Below are 16,004 nucleotides of genomic sequence, written 5' to 3'. Positions count from 1 at the left end.
CCTGTCCTTAGGTCCCGCGCTGACCTCAGTAGACCTCGATGCGGTCGAGGCTGATGACGGTGCTGCCGGAGGCGGGGTTCTTGTCGCCGGTGACGCGGACCTTCAGGGTGTGGGGGCCTGCTGGGAGGTTTGGGCTGACGTAGATGAGTTGTTCGCCGACTCGGATCGAGCTGTAGTAGTCGATGCGTTGTTCAGCGCCGCCGTCGATGGAGATGCCGGCGATGCCGTTGCCAACGTCGACAACGCTCAGCAAGGCGACCTTGGTGCCGGTGAAGCGGATGGTGGCCGACGCGTTGGTCTCGCCGCTCCAGTGGTCGTTGCCCCAGAAACACTGTGTGCCGCAGCCGGAGCCGGAGTTCCAGTTGCCGGCGTACTCGACCTGGTTGAGGCCGGTGCCGGTGTCGAAGTCGTTGATCCAGTAGTTCGCCGTGCCGGGGTCACCGGAAGGCAAGCTCTGGGTGGCACCGGCGGCCAACGGCCTGCCCAAGTTGGGAGTGCCGTCGGTGTTCCAGCTGATCTTCTGCACGCGGCTGGTGCGGAAGGAGTACGTGTACGTGCTGGTGTTCTTGCCGTGGTACGCGATCCAGTCCTCGGTGCCGTCAGGGGACTTGAAGAACGAGTGGTGCCCCGGTCCCCAGACGCCGGTCGCGTCGTTGCGGGAGAAGATCGGCCCGGGGTGCTGCACCCAGTTCGATGCGACCATCGGGTCGGCGCCGTTCCCGATGCTCTTCATCCACAGCTGGTAGTCCGGCTTCCCGGTGTCGCACGAGGAGTAGGTCAGGAACACCCGCCCGTTGCCGTAGATCGGCGTCGGTCCCTCCCGTACCTCGGTGCATCCGCCGTCCGCCGGGATCGCGACCCGGCCGCCGGTGACGGTCCACGGGTTGCTCATCCGCGCGATGTACAGCTGCGCGGGCCCGCCCTGACCACGGCCGGGTCCGGTCCAGACGAAGTACTGCTGCCCGTTCACCGTGATCGGCTCGCCGTCGATCGCGTACTCGCCGAAGTCCGCGATCTTCGCCTTGAAGTGGTACGGCCCGAGCGGGTTGTCGCCCTCGGACTCGATCACGTACATCCGGTGGTTCGCGTCCACGCCGTCCGAGGCGGTGTAGTAGATGTACCAACGGCCGTCCACCTTGCGGAACGCCGGCGCCCACATCTGCGTGTTGCGGCTCGGATCCGAGTCCCGCCACACCACCTGCTCGGGCTCGACCAGCAGCGTCGCCAGACTCGGCGACGACCAGATCCCGATCCGGTCGCCGCGGGTGGTCGCGACGTAGTACCGGCCGTTGTCGAACATCAGCGACGGGTCGGCCGACGGGTTCACCGGGTTGCGGAAGGTCTGCGACTGCACCGCGTTCTCCTGTCCAGGTCTTTCAGCAGCTGGAGCGGGACCTGCCAGTACGCCGGTGAGCAGAATCGCGATGGTGACGCCGAGGACGGGGCGGAAGAACCTCATGGCAGAACCTCTCGAGCCGGAGGGGCGGACCGGTCCCGTCGTTTGTACTGCGACTTTGCCATCGTTGTAAACCCTTCACACCAGGATCGAAGGGCTGGAACCGGGGATCCAGGACCGGCGTCCTATCGCGCATGAAGCTCAAGGTTCGGGTCGTGCACTACCGCTGTCACGGGCGTGACTGCTGGTACGCCGACATCGACGACGCCGAGGATCGCCAGCCCGACGATCCGTACTGGTACGCCGACGGCTGCCACTCGCAGGCCGAAGCGATCGCGCTCGCCTGCACCCAGTTGGCCGCCCTCGAGCAGACCGACCGCCCGCTCCTGCGCATCAGCGAGTCTCAGTTGGCTGCCTGAACCGCGCGACCGGCATCATAGGGCGATGCTCGGGGAATCGGACGGCACCAAAGGCGACGCCACGATCGAGCAGATCGGCCGGCGTCGGACGCTCACCAAGACCCTTCAACTCGCTGTCGTCCTCGCCGTCGTCCAGTGGCCGATGCGCGACGCGGTCCACGATGCATCCGGTTCGGCGTTCGACTGTGAGGTGCCCGGCCGGCTGTCGTTGCTGCTCGACGCGACGTTCATCATGGCCTACGTCTATGCGGCGTTCCGTGCCTACAAGTACATCAAGTTCCTGAATCGCCAGTCGTGGAAGCAGATCGCCGCGGTCGGGTCGTGGCTGGTCTTCACCGCCGCGGTGCTCGACGTGATCGAGGACGTCTGGCTGTGGACCGAGTTCGGCGCGTCGACCGGTCCCTGCGCCGATCTGTCGACGGGCTGGTTCAGCTGGCTGATGCGCGGCATCGGCCTCGTCGGCGTACTCATCCTCGCCGTCGCCTACTTCGCGTCCAGCCGCTTCGGGCAGCGGAAGTTGTACGGCGTCCTGCTCGATCCGCCGGCGACGTTCCGGCGGATCAGGGACGACGGCAAGGACGACGGCCGGCTGGTGATCGCCTGTTCCGGTGGCGGCATCCGATCGGCCTCGTTCTGCCTCGGTGCGCTGCAACTCCTGCGGGAGAAGGGCTTCTACGACAAGGCGTCGACCGTGATCGGCGTCAGCGGCGGTGGCTATATGGCCGCCGCTTTCCATGTACTCCGGCGGACCTGCGCCGATCCGTTCTCGCCGGGATCGCCGGAGCTCGCGCGGTTGCGGCGGCAGACCCGCTACCTGTTGCAGGGCGGCCGGGCGATGTTCCGGGCCGCGTTGTCGGTGTTGTTCGGGCTGGTCGTCAACCTGTTGCTGATCGGGATCACGCTGCGCGCGATCGCGTGGGTGCTCGGCTGGTTCCTGGCCGACCAGAAGGTGATCACGTCGGAGGGCACCACCATCCACGTGGACTGGCGGCCGAACGACTCGTGGCACTTCCTCGCGCTGTCGTTGTTCCCGCTCGCCCTCAGTGCGGCGATGTTCGTCCTGGAGAAGGTGTGGGACCGTTGGGCCCGGATGCCCGATGTGGTCCGGATGCTGCTGACGACGATCGGCAACGTCTCGCTCCGGTACGGCGTACCGGTCGCCGTATTGTTGCTCGGCGTACCGGGAGGCCTTTATCTGCTGGGACAACTGCCGGGTGGGTCCGCCGATCAGCCGAGTCTCCCGTCGGCGTTGCTGGCGTTGGTCGACCCCACGAAACAGGGGCTCGCATCGTTCACCGCGCTGGTCGTCGTCCTGATCGGTCTCGGTAAGTCGGTGTGGAACGGGCTCGCGGTCGAGGGCAAGGAGGCGGCCGGGATGCGGGCCCGGTTGCTCGCGTTCGCCCGGACCAAGCTCGCGCCGTGGGCCGGCACCACGATCATCGTGGTCGCGGCGGTCATCGCGCTGCTGCGCTGGACCGGCGGGTACGCGATCGACCCTGCGTACCAGGACGACTGGAACGTCGCGCTGGTGCTGGCCGCGATCGCGGTCGCGATCAAGGTGCTCACCGACGCGAACCGGACGTCGCTGCACTCGTTCTACCGCGAGCGGCTGTCGCGCGCGTTCCTGGTGACGCGCAAGGACAACGGTGCCGCGGTCGCCCTCGACTACCACCTGCGGCTGCGGTACTCCGAATGGGCGAAGCCGGTCGACGGCGGACCGCAACTCGTCATCGCGGGTGTCGCGAACGTGTCCGACGCGGACTTCGTGCCGAGCCAGCGCGACTGCGTGCCGTTCGTCTTCGACGCCGAGCAGATCGGGATCGTGGGCGACCGCTCGCTGCCGGACGGCGGCCGGCGGACGACCGACGACTACGAGCGTGAGGCCGACATGCTCAAGCGCGAGGTGACCGTGCCGGCCGCGATGGCGATCAGCGGTGCCGCTGTCAGCCCGCTCACCGGCCGGGTGAACGCGCGGACCCGGCCGGTCCGGCTGCTGCTCGCCGTACTGAACGCGCGGCTCGGGGTGTGGCTGCCGAACCCGTACTGGAACAACCGGCCCGAGCCCGCGTTCCCCGACGTCCGTGGGGTCGTCCCGAAGGTACGGCGGTACGTCGGCAGCGTGATCGACAAGCCCGGGCCGTACCGGCTGCTGCTGGAGGGGATCGGTCAGCCGTCGATGTACGACCGGCGGATCTATGTCACCGACGGTGGACACTACGACAACCTCGGCCTGGTCGAGGCGCTCCGCCGGGAGCCGGCCCAGGTGATCGTGATCGACGCGTCGAACGACGCCGAGGACCGGTTCACCGCGCTGGCCGAGGCGATCGCGACCGCCCGGATGGACCACGGGATCCAGATCGACATCGACCCGTCGCCGATGATCCGCGGGTCCAAGCCGCGGGCCGATCGGGCGTGGGCCTACGGCATCGCGACCCATCCGTTGAAGGACGGCCAGGAGAAGCCGTACAAGACCGAGATCTTCTTCGTGAAGGCGGTGCTGGCCGGTCACCTCGGCTGGGACATCGAGCAGTACGCCGCCGGTCACCCCGACTTCCCGCCGCGTACCACCGGTGACCAGTTCTACGACGAGTGGGACTTCGAGGCGTACCGCTCCCTCGGGTATGCGCTGGCCGAGTCGCTCACCGAGCACCATCGGGTCCGGGACCGGCTGGAGGACTGTAACCCTCCGTCAGGGGCCGCAGGCAAGCAATCCGGTGACGGAGTGGGGTGCCGAGGCAACTAGATGCAGGTGCCCAGGCAACCAAAAGGCACCGTCAAGGCCCCTAGATGACGGTGCGGATGCACGTGCAGTCCGCCTGGTGAGCGGATGGTTGCCTACTCCCTGGCCCGGTGGTGTGATTGGTGGCCGTGCGCCGGAAAAACTTTACGAAACCTTTGCCGTGACATTCGACGCACTAGGTCGTTGATCTGTCAGACAGTTCGCGGACCGCGGATTGCTGGGGCAGATTCTGCTGGGGAATCTGGGAAGGACCGCCCGTGCATCGATTCAATTCGCCACCTGACTGGCCCGAGCCGCCCAGTGACACCTGGCGTCCGCCGCCAGGCTGGGAGCCCGACCCCGACTGGCCGGATGCGCCGGCGGGCTGGGGGTTCTGGGTCAACCGCAGCGGTCGCCCGGCTCTGGGGCCCATTGGCGCCTACGGAGCTGTCGACGCGGGCCGCGTCGAGTTCGCCGCCATCGACCCGTCCTTGGTTCTGATGCACTCCTGACCAGCAAACACTTGACCGTCCCGCCGGTACAGGCGCAACCGGCCGGACCGCCCGGCTCCCGCAGGCTTCCCAGCTGTGGGAGCCGTGTCATGTCCGGGTTCGGACGCGGACTGGCGTGTTCTTATCGTCTTCTGATGTTATGTTATCAGCGTAGATAACACTGGATCGGGAGGGTGTGACGTGGGCTGGATCGGCGTTGACCTCGGCACGCAAAGTGTGCGCGCCGTACTCGCCGATGCCGACGGCACCGTCCTTGCCCGTGCGGCCCGGCCGCTGGTCAGCCATCGCGACGGTCCGCGCCATGAGCAGGATCCGCAGAGCTGGCTCGACGCCGTCGATGCCGTCCTGGCTGACGTTGCCGGCGCTGAAATCGACGGGATCGCGATCTGCTCGACCTCCGGCACTTTCCTGCTGACCGACGAGCAGGGCCGCCCCGTCACCCCGGCGCTCATGTACGACGACGCCCGTGCAGCCGACCAACGTGACCGCATCGTGGACGCCGACCCGGATCGCTGGGCGACCGCGATGCAGCCGACCTGGGCCCTCCCGAAGCTCCTCTGGTTGAACGCGACGGAAAGTCACCGGATCGTCCACAGCGCGGACTTCGTCGCGGCTCACCTCGTCGGCCATCCAGTCGCCAGCGACACCAGCCACGCCCTCAAGACGGGCTACGACCTCGTCGCCGACGCCTGGCCGCAAGCCGCCTTCGACAAACTCGGCCTACCGGCAAGCATCTTTCCCGACGTCGTCCTCCCCGGCACCGAGCTCGGCCGCACCCCGGCCGGCGTCCCCGTCTACGCCGGCATGACCGACGGCTGCGCCGCCCAGATCGCCGCCGGCGCCCTCGCCCCCGGCTCCTGGAACTCCGTCCTCGGTACGACGCTCGTCCTCAAAGGCGTCAGCAAAGACCTGCTCGACGACCCCACCGGCGCCGTCTACAGCCACCGCCACCCCGACGGCGGCTGGCTCCCGGGTGGCGCATCCAGCACCGGTGCCGGCGTACTCACCGAACTGCTCCCCAATGCGGATCTCGACGCCCTGGACAAAGCAGCCGGCCCGATCGACGCCGTCGTCTACCCGCTCACCAAGACCGGCGAACGCTTCCCCTTCGTCGCTCCCCAAGCCGGGCGTTTCACCCTCGGCAACCCGGCCGGTGACTTGGCGACGTACGTCGCGGTACTACAAGGTGTGGCCTTCATCGAGCGACTCGCCTTCGAGCACCTGGTCAGCCTCGGCGCCGACCCGCTCCGATCCGTCTCCCTCACCGGCGGCGCCGTCCGCAGCGGCTACTGGAACCAGCTCCGCGCCGACGTCCTCGGCGTACCCGTCGAGCTCCCGGCCACTCCGGACCCGGCGTACGGAATGGCCATCCTGGCCGCGTCGTCGGGAGGGTCACTCACCGAGACCGCGCGCCGGATGGTCAAGACAGACCGCATCCTCGAGCCAGGGCCACAACGGCTCGAGGAGCTGTACGGCGAGTTCGTCGCCGAACTGGATCGCCGGGGGTACCGCGGATGAGGACCACGATCGTGTTGGCCCGGCACGGCCGGACCGAATGGCACCACGGCAACCGCTACACCGGTTCGACCGACCTCCCGATCGACGAGGTCGGCGTACAGCAGGCGCAGCAGCTCAAGCTGTGGGCCACCGACTACGCGCCGGACGCGCTGTGGGCGTCACCGATGCTGCGGGCCCGCCAGACCATCACACCGACCGCCGAAGCACTCGGCCTGACGCCGACCCTCGACGCCAGGTTGCGCGAGGTCGACTTCGGCTCGGCCGAGGGGAAGATGCTCGGCGAACTCCCGCCGGCGGTGGCCAAGGCCTTCGAGCTGGACCCGGTCCGCGACCACTTCCCGGGCGGTGAGGATCCGGCCGAGGCAGCCGATCGTGTTCACGAGGTCTTTCAGGAAATCGGGCGTGCGCATCAGGGTCAGAAGGTGCTCGTCGTCGCTCACAACACCCTCATCCGGCTGCTGACCTGCCGGGTGCTCGGACTGCGGCTCAACGACTACAGGAGACTGCTACCTGCTCTCGGTCCCGCGGCGTTGGTGCGTTTCCGCTGGCAGGACGGCACAGTGGGTCTCGAGGCGTACAACGTTCCCGCAGTCCGAATGGAGACCCTGGCATGACATCCGACGTCGACGGTGACACCACCGAACTGAGTCGTCCCGCCCGCCGGCAGGCCGAGATCGCGGCCTACGTGGTCGAGCACGGCTCGGTCTCGGCCAACGATCTGGTCGAGGCGTTCGGGGTGAGCGTGATGACGGTGCACCGCGACCTCGACGAGCTCGAGCGGCAGGGCGTGGTGCGCAAGTACCGCGGCGGGGTCAGCGCGCAGCCGACCAGCGTGTTCGAGAGCAACGTCGCGTACCGGCTGAACACCGCGCAGACCGAGAAGGCCGCGCTGGCCCGGCACGCCCGCGCGATGATCGAGCCCGGGATGTCGGTGATGCTCGACGACTCGACCAGCGCGCTGGCCCTGGTCGACCTGTTCGAGGACATCACACCTTTGACGGTGGCAACGAACTTCCTGCCCGCGATCACCAAGCTGGCCGCGCTGCGCGACGTCACCCTGCTCGCCCTCGGCGGGATCTACTCCGCGACGCACGACTCGTTCGGCGGGATGCCGTGCGCTGAGGCGGTCGAGGCGCTGCACACCGACCTGCTGTTCTGCTCCGTCTCCGCGGTGTCACCGACGCACGCCTTCCACCAGGAGGAGGAGATCGTGCTGGTGAAACGCGCGATGCTGCGGTCCGCGAAGACCAAGGTGCTGCTGGTAGACCACGCCAAGCTGCAGCGCACCGCCCTGCACCGGCTCGCCCCGCTGACCGACTTCGACGTCGTCGTCGTGGACGAGAAGACCCCGAAGGACCTCATCCAGCCGCTTCGCGACCACGGCGCCACCGTGGAGGTCGCAAAACTATGAACGCTCCAGCCCAGACCTTTCCCTTGGTCCGATGAACCAAGGGACAGCTGAGCTGGAGCAGTAGAGGAGGGGGTTATGGACGTCGGAGTCGATGTCGGCACCACCGTCACCAAGGCCGTCGCGTTCGACGACGACGGCCGGCCGGTGGCCGAGGCATCCCGGCCGACCAGACTTGCCAGGCCCGCGATCGGGCGGTTCGAGCACGAGACCGCCGAGATCGTTGCCTCAGTCAACGAGGTGGTCGGCGAGCTGGCCGACACGGTGGGGGACCGCCCCGGCGTCCTGGCGATCACCGCCCAGGGCGACGGCCTCTGGCTGGTCGACCCGGACGGTACGGCGTCCCGCCCGGCGATCTCCTGGCTGGACGCGCGCAGCAGCGCGATCCTCGACCGCTGGACCGCCGACGGGGTCGCCGAACGCGTCTTCCGGCGATCCGGCAACCGGATGTTCCCCGGTGCCTCCGGTCCGCTGCTGGCCGCCGTACTCGCGGAGGAGCCTGACGTCATCGCTCGCGCGGGGACGGCGGCGTACTGCAAGGACGTCGTGATGCAGCAGCTCACCGGCGTCCGCGCGACGGACGTGTCGGATGCGTCCGCGCCATTCCTCGATCCGCGGACCAATCAGTACGACGACGAAGCGTTGAAGGCAACCGGTCTCACGGAGCTGCAGCACCTGCTGGCGCCGGTGGAGCCCGCCGGACCCGTCGGCGAGCTGCGCGACGACTCGACCGGAATGGCCCGCGGCACCAGGGTTTCCGCCGGACCGTACGACCTGCCAGCCGCAGCCGCCGGAGCCGGTGTGGTTGAGCGCGGCGACGCCCTACTCACCGTCGGTACGACGCTCGCCTGCCAAGTGGTGACCCGCGAGCTGCCCGTGGACGGCGAGCCGGCGGGGTTGTTCCTCGGCACGTGGACACCGGGCGTCTGGCTTCGGGCCATGCCCGCGATGGTCGGCACGGCCGCGCTCGACCGGGTACTCGCATTGGTCGGCGTCGGAACGGACAAGTTGCCCGAGTTGCTGGCCGAAAGCCCGGTCGGCGCACAAGGCGTGACCGTTCTTCCTTATCTGTCCGAAGCCGGCGAGCGCGCACCGTTCGTCGACACCCGCGCTCGCGGAACGATCGACGGGATCTCGCTGTCGACCACCACCGCCGACCTGGTCCGCGCGACCTGTGAAGGCATCGCGTACGCCGCTCGCCACTGCCTGGACGCGGCCGGTTGGAGCGGACGCGTGACGGTCTGCGGCGGTGGTGCGCGCAGTACGGAGTGGACGCAGATCCTCGCGGACGTGCTGAACGCGCCGCTGCACACGGCCGAGGCGGAGCAGGTCGCCGCGCGCGGTGCCGTGATCTGCGCGCGGCGCGCGGTCGATCCGGACAGCGCCGGGCCTGAGTGGATCGCGGAGACCAGGCAGGTCGATCCCGATCCGGCCCGCGCCGCCTTCTACGCCGAGGGCTACGCCCATTATCTGCGCCGGATCGAGTCGGCCCGCCCACGCTGGTCCGACCCAGCACCTACCTTCACATCAGGAGCTCGATGAGAACCGTCAAGACATTGCTCGCCGGCGACCACTTCGTCAGGAACGAACTGCTCGCCGGCGCCTTGTCCTCCCTCGACGATGTCAGCTTCGACTTCCGCGAAGTCACGCTGCCGTGGCCGCTGACGCCGTACGGGCGGGTGGCCGAAGTGGACGAGGCGAGCGACGCCGAGGACCAGTTGATCGAGGCGCTGTCCGGGGTCGAGATCGCGATCACCCAGATGGGGCCGTTCACCGAACGCGTCCTCGCCGCCGCACCGGACCTGCGGCTCCTGGTCGTCTGCCGCGGTGGGCCGGTCAACGTGAACGTGCCCGCGGCAATCAACCGCGGCATCGTCGTCGCCTCCACTCCTGGCCGCAACGCGGTCGCCGCGGCCGAACATGCGGTCGCCCTGATGATGGGGGCGCTGCGCAACCTTCCGCGCCTGCAACGCACGCTGGAGCAGGGCGAGTGGCGGAGCGACCTCTACGCGTACGACGAATGCGGCCTGGAGCTCGACGGGTCGACGGTCGGCCTGGTCGGGTACGGCGCGATCGGGCAACGCGTCGCGCGAGTGATGCTCGCGTTCGGTGCGCACGTCCTGGTCGCCGACCCCTTCATCGACATAGCTCCTGAAGGCATTGAACTGGTCGAGCTGGACGATCTGTTGCGGCGGTCCGACGTGGTCAGCCTGCATGCTCGGCTGACCGACCAGACCCGCGGGATGATCGGCGCCGACCAGATTGCGCTGATGCCACGAGGCGCCGTACTGGTGAACACCGCCCGCGGCGGTCTGCTCGACTACGACGCGACCGTCGACGCTCTCGAGTCCGGTCAGCTCGGTGCGGCCGCCTTCGATGTGTTCCCGGCCGAGCCGGTGCCCGCCGGAGCGCGGTTGCTGACGGCCCCTAATGTCGTGATGACGCCGCACCTGGCCGGTGCGACCCGGCAGACCGCGCATCGGGCCGGCTCGATCGCCGCCGAGGCGGTCGCCGCCTACCTGGCCGGGAAGGACCCGGTGGGACTGGTCTCCGCCTGACCATGCAAATTCTGACCCCCAGCACGTGGACCGAGCTCCTCCTGCTCCTGATCGCGTTCGTGTTGTCGATGATCATCGGCATCGAACGCCAGTTGCAGCAGAAGAGCGCGGGGATGCGGACCCATACCCTGGTCGGCACCGGCGCCGCCCTCTTCACCCTCGTGTCCGGGTTCGGCTTCAACGCCGTCCTGGGTACGGACGTCAACCTCGACCCCTCCAGGATCGCGGCCCAGATCGTCTCCGGCGTCGGCTTCCTCGGCGCCGGGGTGATCTTCATGCGCCGCGACGTGGTGCGCGGCCTGACCACCGCGGCGACGATCTGGATGACGGCAGCGATCGGAATGGCCTGTGGCGCGGGAATGCCGCTGCTCGCCACGGCCGCGACCGTCCTGCATCTGGTTGCTGTCGGCCCCTTCGGCCGGCTGGCACGGTTCCTGCCGTCGCCGGACCGGCGCCGGATCCTGACCGTGCGGTACCGCGACGGTTCCGGTGTGCTGCGCTCGATCCTGGCGACCGCGACGTCGATGGGATTCGAGGCGTCGGTGCTCGGGACCGACGTACTTCGCGACGGCGGTCATCCCCAGGTCCGGGCGTCGATGCGGTTCCGCGGCCGCCCGCCACTGCAGAACCTGGTGCTCGCCCTCGACGAACTGGACGGCGTCACCGGTGTCCGGCTGCGCAACGATGACGACGACTGAGGTTGACCGGATCGTTGTGAAGTCAGTGAGAAAATCACATAGATTCTCTATACGTCACCATGAAACGGTGATAATTTCACGCCGTGCTTAACACTCCGCCCTCCGCCGAACTGCGCGACCTGGCCCACCGGCTGGCCGTCGCGGCCGGCGAGGAGTTGCTGGCACGCCAACCAGGTCTATCCATCGACGCCGCCGATGTCGAGACCAAGACCTCGTCCAGTGACCCGGTCAGCGCGGCCGACCGGGCATCGGAGAAGCTGATCGCCGATGGTCTCACCGAGGCTCGCCCCGGTGACGGTCTGCTCGGCGAGGAGGGCGCGGCCCGGCCGTCGACCACCGGGTTCACCTGGGTGATCGACCCGCTCGACGGGACCGTGAACTACCTCTACGGGCGGCTCGACTGGTGTGTCTCCATCGCGGTCGAGGATGAAGCTGGTGCACTGGTCGGCGTGGTGCACCAGCCTCGCACCGGGATCACCTGGTCGGCGATCCGCGGTGAAGGCGCCTGGCGCGACGATGTCGTGCTCGGTCTGCCGCGTGAAGTGGAGCTCGCCGCGGCCTTGGTGAGCACCGGTTTCTCCTACCTACCCGAGCGTCGCACCGAACAGGCGGACCACCTCCGCCGCGTGCTGCCCGCCGTACGGGATCTTCGTCGCGGCGGCTCGGCCGCCCTCGACCTGTGCTCGGTCGCCGACGGTACGGCGGACGCGTATTACGAGCATGTGATCCAGCCCTGGGACATCGCCGCCGGGGCCCTGATCGCCCGCGAGGCCGGGGCACAGACCATCAGTGGACCCGGCACCGCACTGCCGAACGGCGTCCTGGCGGCTGCGCCGTCCCTGGCCGCCGCTCTTGTCGAACTACTCGCCCCATCAAACCCGAGGAGGCCGGTGTGACCGCACTGGACCTGCCGGTCCGGACCCATCCGGACGAACGTCGGACAGCCGAAGACTCCGGCAATCAGCAACGCCGCAGGCGACGCCGTGAGTACGGGCTGTTCGCGTTGCTGGTGGCACCCAATCTGCTGGTGATCGCCGTCTTCGCGTACTGGCCGATCATCTACAACGCGTTCCTCAGCCTGACCGACTGGAACATGATCGCGGCTCGCCCGACCTTCGTCGGCCTGGCCAACTACGGCCGGACGCTGTCCGACCCGGCGTTCCACAAGACCCTGTGGATCACCGTCGTGTTCACCGGCTTCATCGTGGCCGGCAGCCTGGTCGTCGGGCTGGCGCTCGCGTTCCTGTTCAACCTGCCGCTGAAGGGGCGTGGTGCGGTCCGGACGATCGCGTTCGCACCGCACATCCTGTCCGGTGCCGCGGTCGCCACCATCTGGCTGTTCATCTTCGACCCCGGCTACGGCCTGATGCGGGCGCTGATCGATCCGTTCGGCGCCGAACCGCCGGACTGGATGAACAACTCGGACTGGGCGCTGCCCGGCCTGATCATCGTCTACCTGTGGAAGAACATCGGCTTTGCCGCACTGATCTACCTGGCCGGCCTGCAAGGGCTGCCGAAGGATCTCGACGAGGCAGCAGCGATCGATGGTGCGAGCACGTGGACCAGGTTCCGAGCGATCAAGCTGCCGTTGCTGGCCCCGATCACCTTCTTCCTGCTGATCACCACGGTGATCGGCACGTTCCAAGCCTTCGACGTGATCGCGGTGATGACCGGTGGTGGCCCTGGTGATGCCACCACGACGCTGAGCTGGTCGATCTACAACGAGGGTTTCCAGGCGTTCAACGCGGGCCGGGCGGCGACCTTGTCGATCATCATGTTCGTCATCCTGCTGGTCGTCACCACGGTGCAGGCCCGAGTGATGGAGAGGCGGGTGCACTACCGATGAAGGTGCGTGCGATCCAGTAGGTCGTACTGATCGGAGTGGCGGCCGTCTTCCTCGGGCCGCTGTACTGGCTGGTGTCGACGGCGTTCAAGCAGCCGACCCAGATCTACCAGTGGCCGCCCGCGTGGTGGCCGGACCTGACCTGGGAGAACTTCAGCCTGGCCTGGAAGGCCGCGCCGTTCGACCGGTTCTTCCTGAACTCCACTGTCATCACCGTGGCGGGGACGCTGTTGAAGGTGATCAACGCGGTGCTGACGGCGTACGCGTTCGCCTATCTGCGGTTCCCGTTCAAGAAGGTGCTGTTCTTCCTGGTGCTCGGCGCGATGATGGTGCCCGGCCACGTGACGCTGTTGCCGAACTACTTGACCGTGGCAACACTCGGCTGGATCAACACCTACGCGGGCTTGATCATCCCGGGCATCGGCTCGGCGTTCGCAACCTTCCTGATGCGGCAGCACTTCCTCACCCTGCCGACCGAGGTGACGGATGCCGCGGCCGTCGACGGCGCCGGACATCTGCGCACGCTGTGGCGCGTCGTACTCCCGATGTCGCGGCCGATGCTGATCACGGTCGTGGTGATCACCGCGGTGGAGGAGTGGAACAACTTCGTCTGGCCGCTGATCGTGACGAACTCCGCGTCGATGCGGACACTGCCGGTCGGTCTGCTGATCCTCAAGGACGAGGAGGGGCTGGCGAACTGGGGCACGATCATGGCCGGCACGCTGCTCGTCCTCGCGCCGATGCTGCTGATCTTCCTGATCGCCCAGCGCTACATCGTCGGCGGTATTACCCAGGGAGCGTTGAAGGGATGACCATGCACAGTTCCTTCCCCACCCCACCGCCCCGGTCGCTGAGGCGCAGGCTGTTCCTCGGACTGGCGGCCGGAGCGACGCTGGCCGGCTGCGGCTACCGCTCGGTCGACGCGGAGTACTCACAGCCCGCCGGGTCCGTGCCCAAGGAGTATGCGAACCGCGTCCGGGTGGTGTTCTGGTCGTCGTACGGCGGCGTGAACGGCAAGGCCGTCGACAAGCTCGTTGCCAAGTTCAACGATTCCCAGGAGGACGTCTACGTCGAGGTGCAGTTCCAGGGCAGCTACGACGACGTGGCCCAGAAGGTCGCGGCCGCCCTCGTCGCCAAGCAGGCGCCGGACCTCGCCATCCTGTCCGACGTCACCTGGGAACGGTTCTTCCTCAACGACGCGCTCGAACCACTGAACGGCTACTTCACCGACGGATTCGGCCCGACCGTCTTCCAGGAGAAGCTCTTCGGCGAGTACGTCGTGAAGGGGCAGAGCTGGTGTGTTCCGTTCGCCCGGAGTACGCCGATCCTCTACTACAACCGTGAAGCCTTCGCGAAGGCCGGACTGCCGGATCGGGCGCCGCGGACCTGGAGTGAACTGCGGTCCTGGGGGCCGGAGCTCGCCAAGGTGCAGTCGGGCGGACGGTCGCTGCGGACGATCGCGTTCGCGAAGATCGACGGCGACTGGCAGTTCCAGGGGAACGTGTGGCAGTTCGGCGGCGCGTACTCCAAGGGCCTGGACGTCACCATCGACCAGGACGGCGCGGTCGCCGCGGGTGAGTGGCAGCGGGAGATGGTCCACGACAAAGGGCTGGCCTACATGGCCAGCAGCCCGAGCACCGACTTCGCCAACGGGCTGGTGGCGGTCGTGCAGGAGTCCACCGGCGGCCTGAAGAGCATCACCGGGAAGGCGAAGTTCGACGTCGGTGCCGGGTACATCCCGTCGGAGGTCGCGGCCGGGATCGCCACCGGTGGCGGCGGGATCGGGATGCTGCGCAACATCTCCACCGAACGGAAGCAGGCCGCGGCCGCGTTCCTGGCCTTCCTCGCCCAGCCGGAGAACTCGGCCTGGTGGACCACCGAGACCGGCTACCTGCCGGTGGTGAACGCGGCCCGGGAGGATCCCGCGCTGAAGAAGCTGATCGCGGAGAAGCCGAACTACGGTGTCGCGATCGCCCAGCTCGCCAACGCGCGGCAGCAGGACCCGATCCGGCTCTACGGCCGGAACGCGAATGTCAACATCTACACCGGTCTGCAGCAGATCTACGCCGACAACGCGGCACCGAAGAATGTGTTCGGGTCGGTCGCGCGCCGGCTCGAGGTGATCGGCGACGAAGTCCAGCGACTCTACGAGGAGAAAGTCCTGTGATCATCACCGGCCACCGAGGCGCACTCGGGACCGAACCGGAGAACACGCTGCGGTCGTTCCGCCGCGCGGTCGACGACGGCTGCGACGAGATCGAGCTGGATCTCCGCGTCACCGCCGACGACCAGCTCGTCGTACTGCACGACGCGACCGTCGACCGGACCACGTCCGGCTCGGGGGAGGTCGCGTCGCTGTCGTACGACGAGCTGCGGTCGCTGGACGCCGGGCTCGGCGAGTTCGTCCCGACCTGGGCCGAGACGGTGGCCGCGATCGACGTGCGCTTCCAGGCCGAGGTGAAGGCGCCGCGCGCCGTACCGCTGCTGGTCGAGTCCCTCCAGGCCGATCCGGAGCTGGCCGCCCGGACGATGATCACGTCGTCCCACGCCGACATCCTCCTCGCCGTGCGGCGTGCCATGCCGTCGGCGAACACCGGCCTGATCTTCGGCCGGACACCCGCGATCGCCGACGTACTCGCCCTCACCCGTGCCGCCGAAGCAGGCACGGCCCTCTGCGGCATCGCCGGCCTGACCGCCGAGGGCGTCCGAGAACTCCACGCAGCCGGCCTGGACGTCACAGCGTGGCCAGTCCCGGACCCGGCCACCCTGGATCGGGCTGTGGCTCTGAACGTAGACGGCATCACCACAGACAACCCGCACCTCCTCCAGCCAGTGAGGTAGCGGACCTCCAGGCCATCACAAATGCCCCGCCCGCCGCCTGCCCCGCGGGCCGCCCGCCGCCCACCCCATCCGTGATGGCCTGGCGGTCCGGG

The 16,004-nt window shown here is 68.2% G+C and carries 15 protein-coding genes; 14 read left to right on the top strand and 1 reads right to left on the bottom strand.

Translation table 11 applies throughout. From position 1 onward, the window contains the following. Nucleotides 1-25: 25 nt before the first annotated feature. Nucleotides 26-1,459 (bottom strand): family 43 glycosylhydrolase, encoded by a 1,434-nt coding sequence (locus EV652_RS17405; protein WP_132210169.1) that lies wholly within the window; start codon nucleotides 1,457-1,459, stop codon nucleotides 26-28. A 131-nt stretch (nucleotides 1,460-1,590) separates the two neighbouring features. Between EV652_RS17405 and EV652_RS17400 the strand changes: the two genes are divergently transcribed. From EV652_RS17400 to EV652_RS17335, 14 genes are all read left to right on the top strand, one after another. Further along, the gene (locus EV652_RS17400) at nucleotides 1,591-1,815 is read left to right on the top strand and encodes a hypothetical protein (RefSeq protein ID WP_132210168.1); all 225 of its coding nucleotides are present in this window, start codon (nucleotides 1,591-1,593) and stop codon (nucleotides 1,813-1,815) included. Nucleotides 1,816-1,840: 25 nt separating this feature from the next. Beyond that, nucleotides 1,841-4,558 (top strand): patatin-like phospholipase domain-containing protein, encoded by a 2,718-nt coding sequence (locus tag EV652_RS17395; RefSeq protein WP_132210167.1) that lies wholly within the window; start codon nucleotides 1,841-1,843, stop codon nucleotides 4,556-4,558. Nucleotides 4,559-4,812: 254 nt separating this feature from the next. Then, a complete protein-coding gene (locus tag EV652_RS44625) occupies nucleotides 4,813-5,046 on the top strand; it encodes a hypothetical protein (RefSeq protein WP_199238228.1) in 234 nt (77 codons plus the stop codon). Between the two features lie 180 nt (nucleotides 5,047-5,226). Then, nucleotides 5,227-6,564: an FGGY-family carbohydrate kinase gene (locus EV652_RS17385; protein ID WP_132210166.1), complete on the top strand. Its 1,338-nt coding sequence runs from the start codon at nucleotides 5,227-5,229 to the stop codon at nucleotides 6,562-6,564. Next, nucleotides 6,561-7,178, top strand: a complete 618-nt coding sequence (locus EV652_RS17380) for a histidine phosphatase family protein (protein ID WP_132210165.1) — start codon at nucleotides 6,561-6,563, stop codon at nucleotides 7,176-7,178. Before EV652_RS17385 ends, EV652_RS17380 begins: the two co-directional genes overlap by 4 nt. Further along, on the top strand, nucleotides 7,175-7,975 hold the full coding sequence (locus EV652_RS17375; protein WP_132210164.1) for a DeoR/GlpR family DNA-binding transcription regulator: 801 nt from the start codon (nucleotides 7,175-7,177) through the stop codon (nucleotides 7,973-7,975). The genes EV652_RS17380 and EV652_RS17375 overlap by 4 nt, the downstream gene beginning before the upstream one ends. Before the next feature lie 75 nt (nucleotides 7,976-8,050). Then, nucleotides 8,051-9,514 (top strand): FGGY family carbohydrate kinase, encoded by a 1,464-nt coding sequence (locus EV652_RS17370; RefSeq protein WP_132210163.1) that lies wholly within the window; start codon nucleotides 8,051-8,053, stop codon nucleotides 9,512-9,514. After that, complete coding sequence (locus tag EV652_RS17365; protein WP_132210162.1) at nucleotides 9,511-10,530, top strand: 2-hydroxyacid dehydrogenase; 1,020 nt, start codon at nucleotides 9,511-9,513, stop codon at nucleotides 10,528-10,530. The genes EV652_RS17370 and EV652_RS17365 overlap by 4 nt, the downstream gene beginning before the upstream one ends. A 2-nt stretch (nucleotides 10,531-10,532) precedes the next feature. Beyond that, nucleotides 10,533-11,228, top strand: a complete 696-nt coding sequence (locus tag EV652_RS17360; RefSeq protein ID WP_132210161.1) for an MgtC/SapB family protein — start codon at nucleotides 10,533-10,535, stop codon at nucleotides 11,226-11,228. Nucleotides 11,229-11,311: 83 nt separating this feature from the next. Further along, complete coding sequence (locus EV652_RS17355; protein WP_132210160.1) at nucleotides 11,312-12,124, top strand: inositol monophosphatase family protein; 813 nt, start codon at nucleotides 11,312-11,314, stop codon at nucleotides 12,122-12,124. After that, the gene (locus EV652_RS17350) at nucleotides 12,121-13,074 is read left to right on the top strand and encodes a carbohydrate ABC transporter permease (protein ID WP_242001824.1); all 954 of its coding nucleotides are present in this window, start codon (nucleotides 12,121-12,123) and stop codon (nucleotides 13,072-13,074) included. Before EV652_RS17355 ends, EV652_RS17350 begins: the two co-directional genes overlap by 4 nt. Before the next feature lie 35 nt (nucleotides 13,075-13,109). Then, nucleotides 13,110-13,883, top strand: coding sequence for a carbohydrate ABC transporter permease (locus EV652_RS17345; RefSeq protein WP_199238227.1), 774 nt, complete (start codon nucleotides 13,110-13,112; stop codon nucleotides 13,881-13,883). Next, nucleotides 13,880-15,238 carry an ABC transporter substrate-binding protein gene (locus EV652_RS17340; RefSeq protein ID WP_132210158.1) on the top strand — a complete coding sequence of 453 codons (1,359 nt, stop codon included), beginning with the start codon at nucleotides 13,880-13,882 and terminating at the stop codon, nucleotides 15,236-15,238. The genes EV652_RS17345 and EV652_RS17340 overlap by 4 nt, the downstream gene beginning before the upstream one ends. Next, nucleotides 15,235-15,912 (top strand): glycerophosphodiester phosphodiesterase, encoded by a 678-nt coding sequence (locus tag EV652_RS17335; RefSeq protein ID WP_132210157.1) that lies wholly within the window; start codon nucleotides 15,235-15,237, stop codon nucleotides 15,910-15,912. The genes EV652_RS17340 and EV652_RS17335 overlap by 4 nt, the downstream gene beginning before the upstream one ends. Nucleotides 15,913-16,004 lie beyond the last annotated feature (92 nt).

The organism is Kribbella steppae, from assembly GCF_004342025.1.
Taxonomy (GTDB): domain Bacteria; phylum Actinomycetota; class Actinomycetes; order Propionibacteriales; family Kribbellaceae; genus Kribbella; species Kribbella steppae.
The sequence above is the reverse complement of the archived record's forward strand: the minus strand, read 5'-3'. Positions and strand labels throughout refer to the sequence as shown.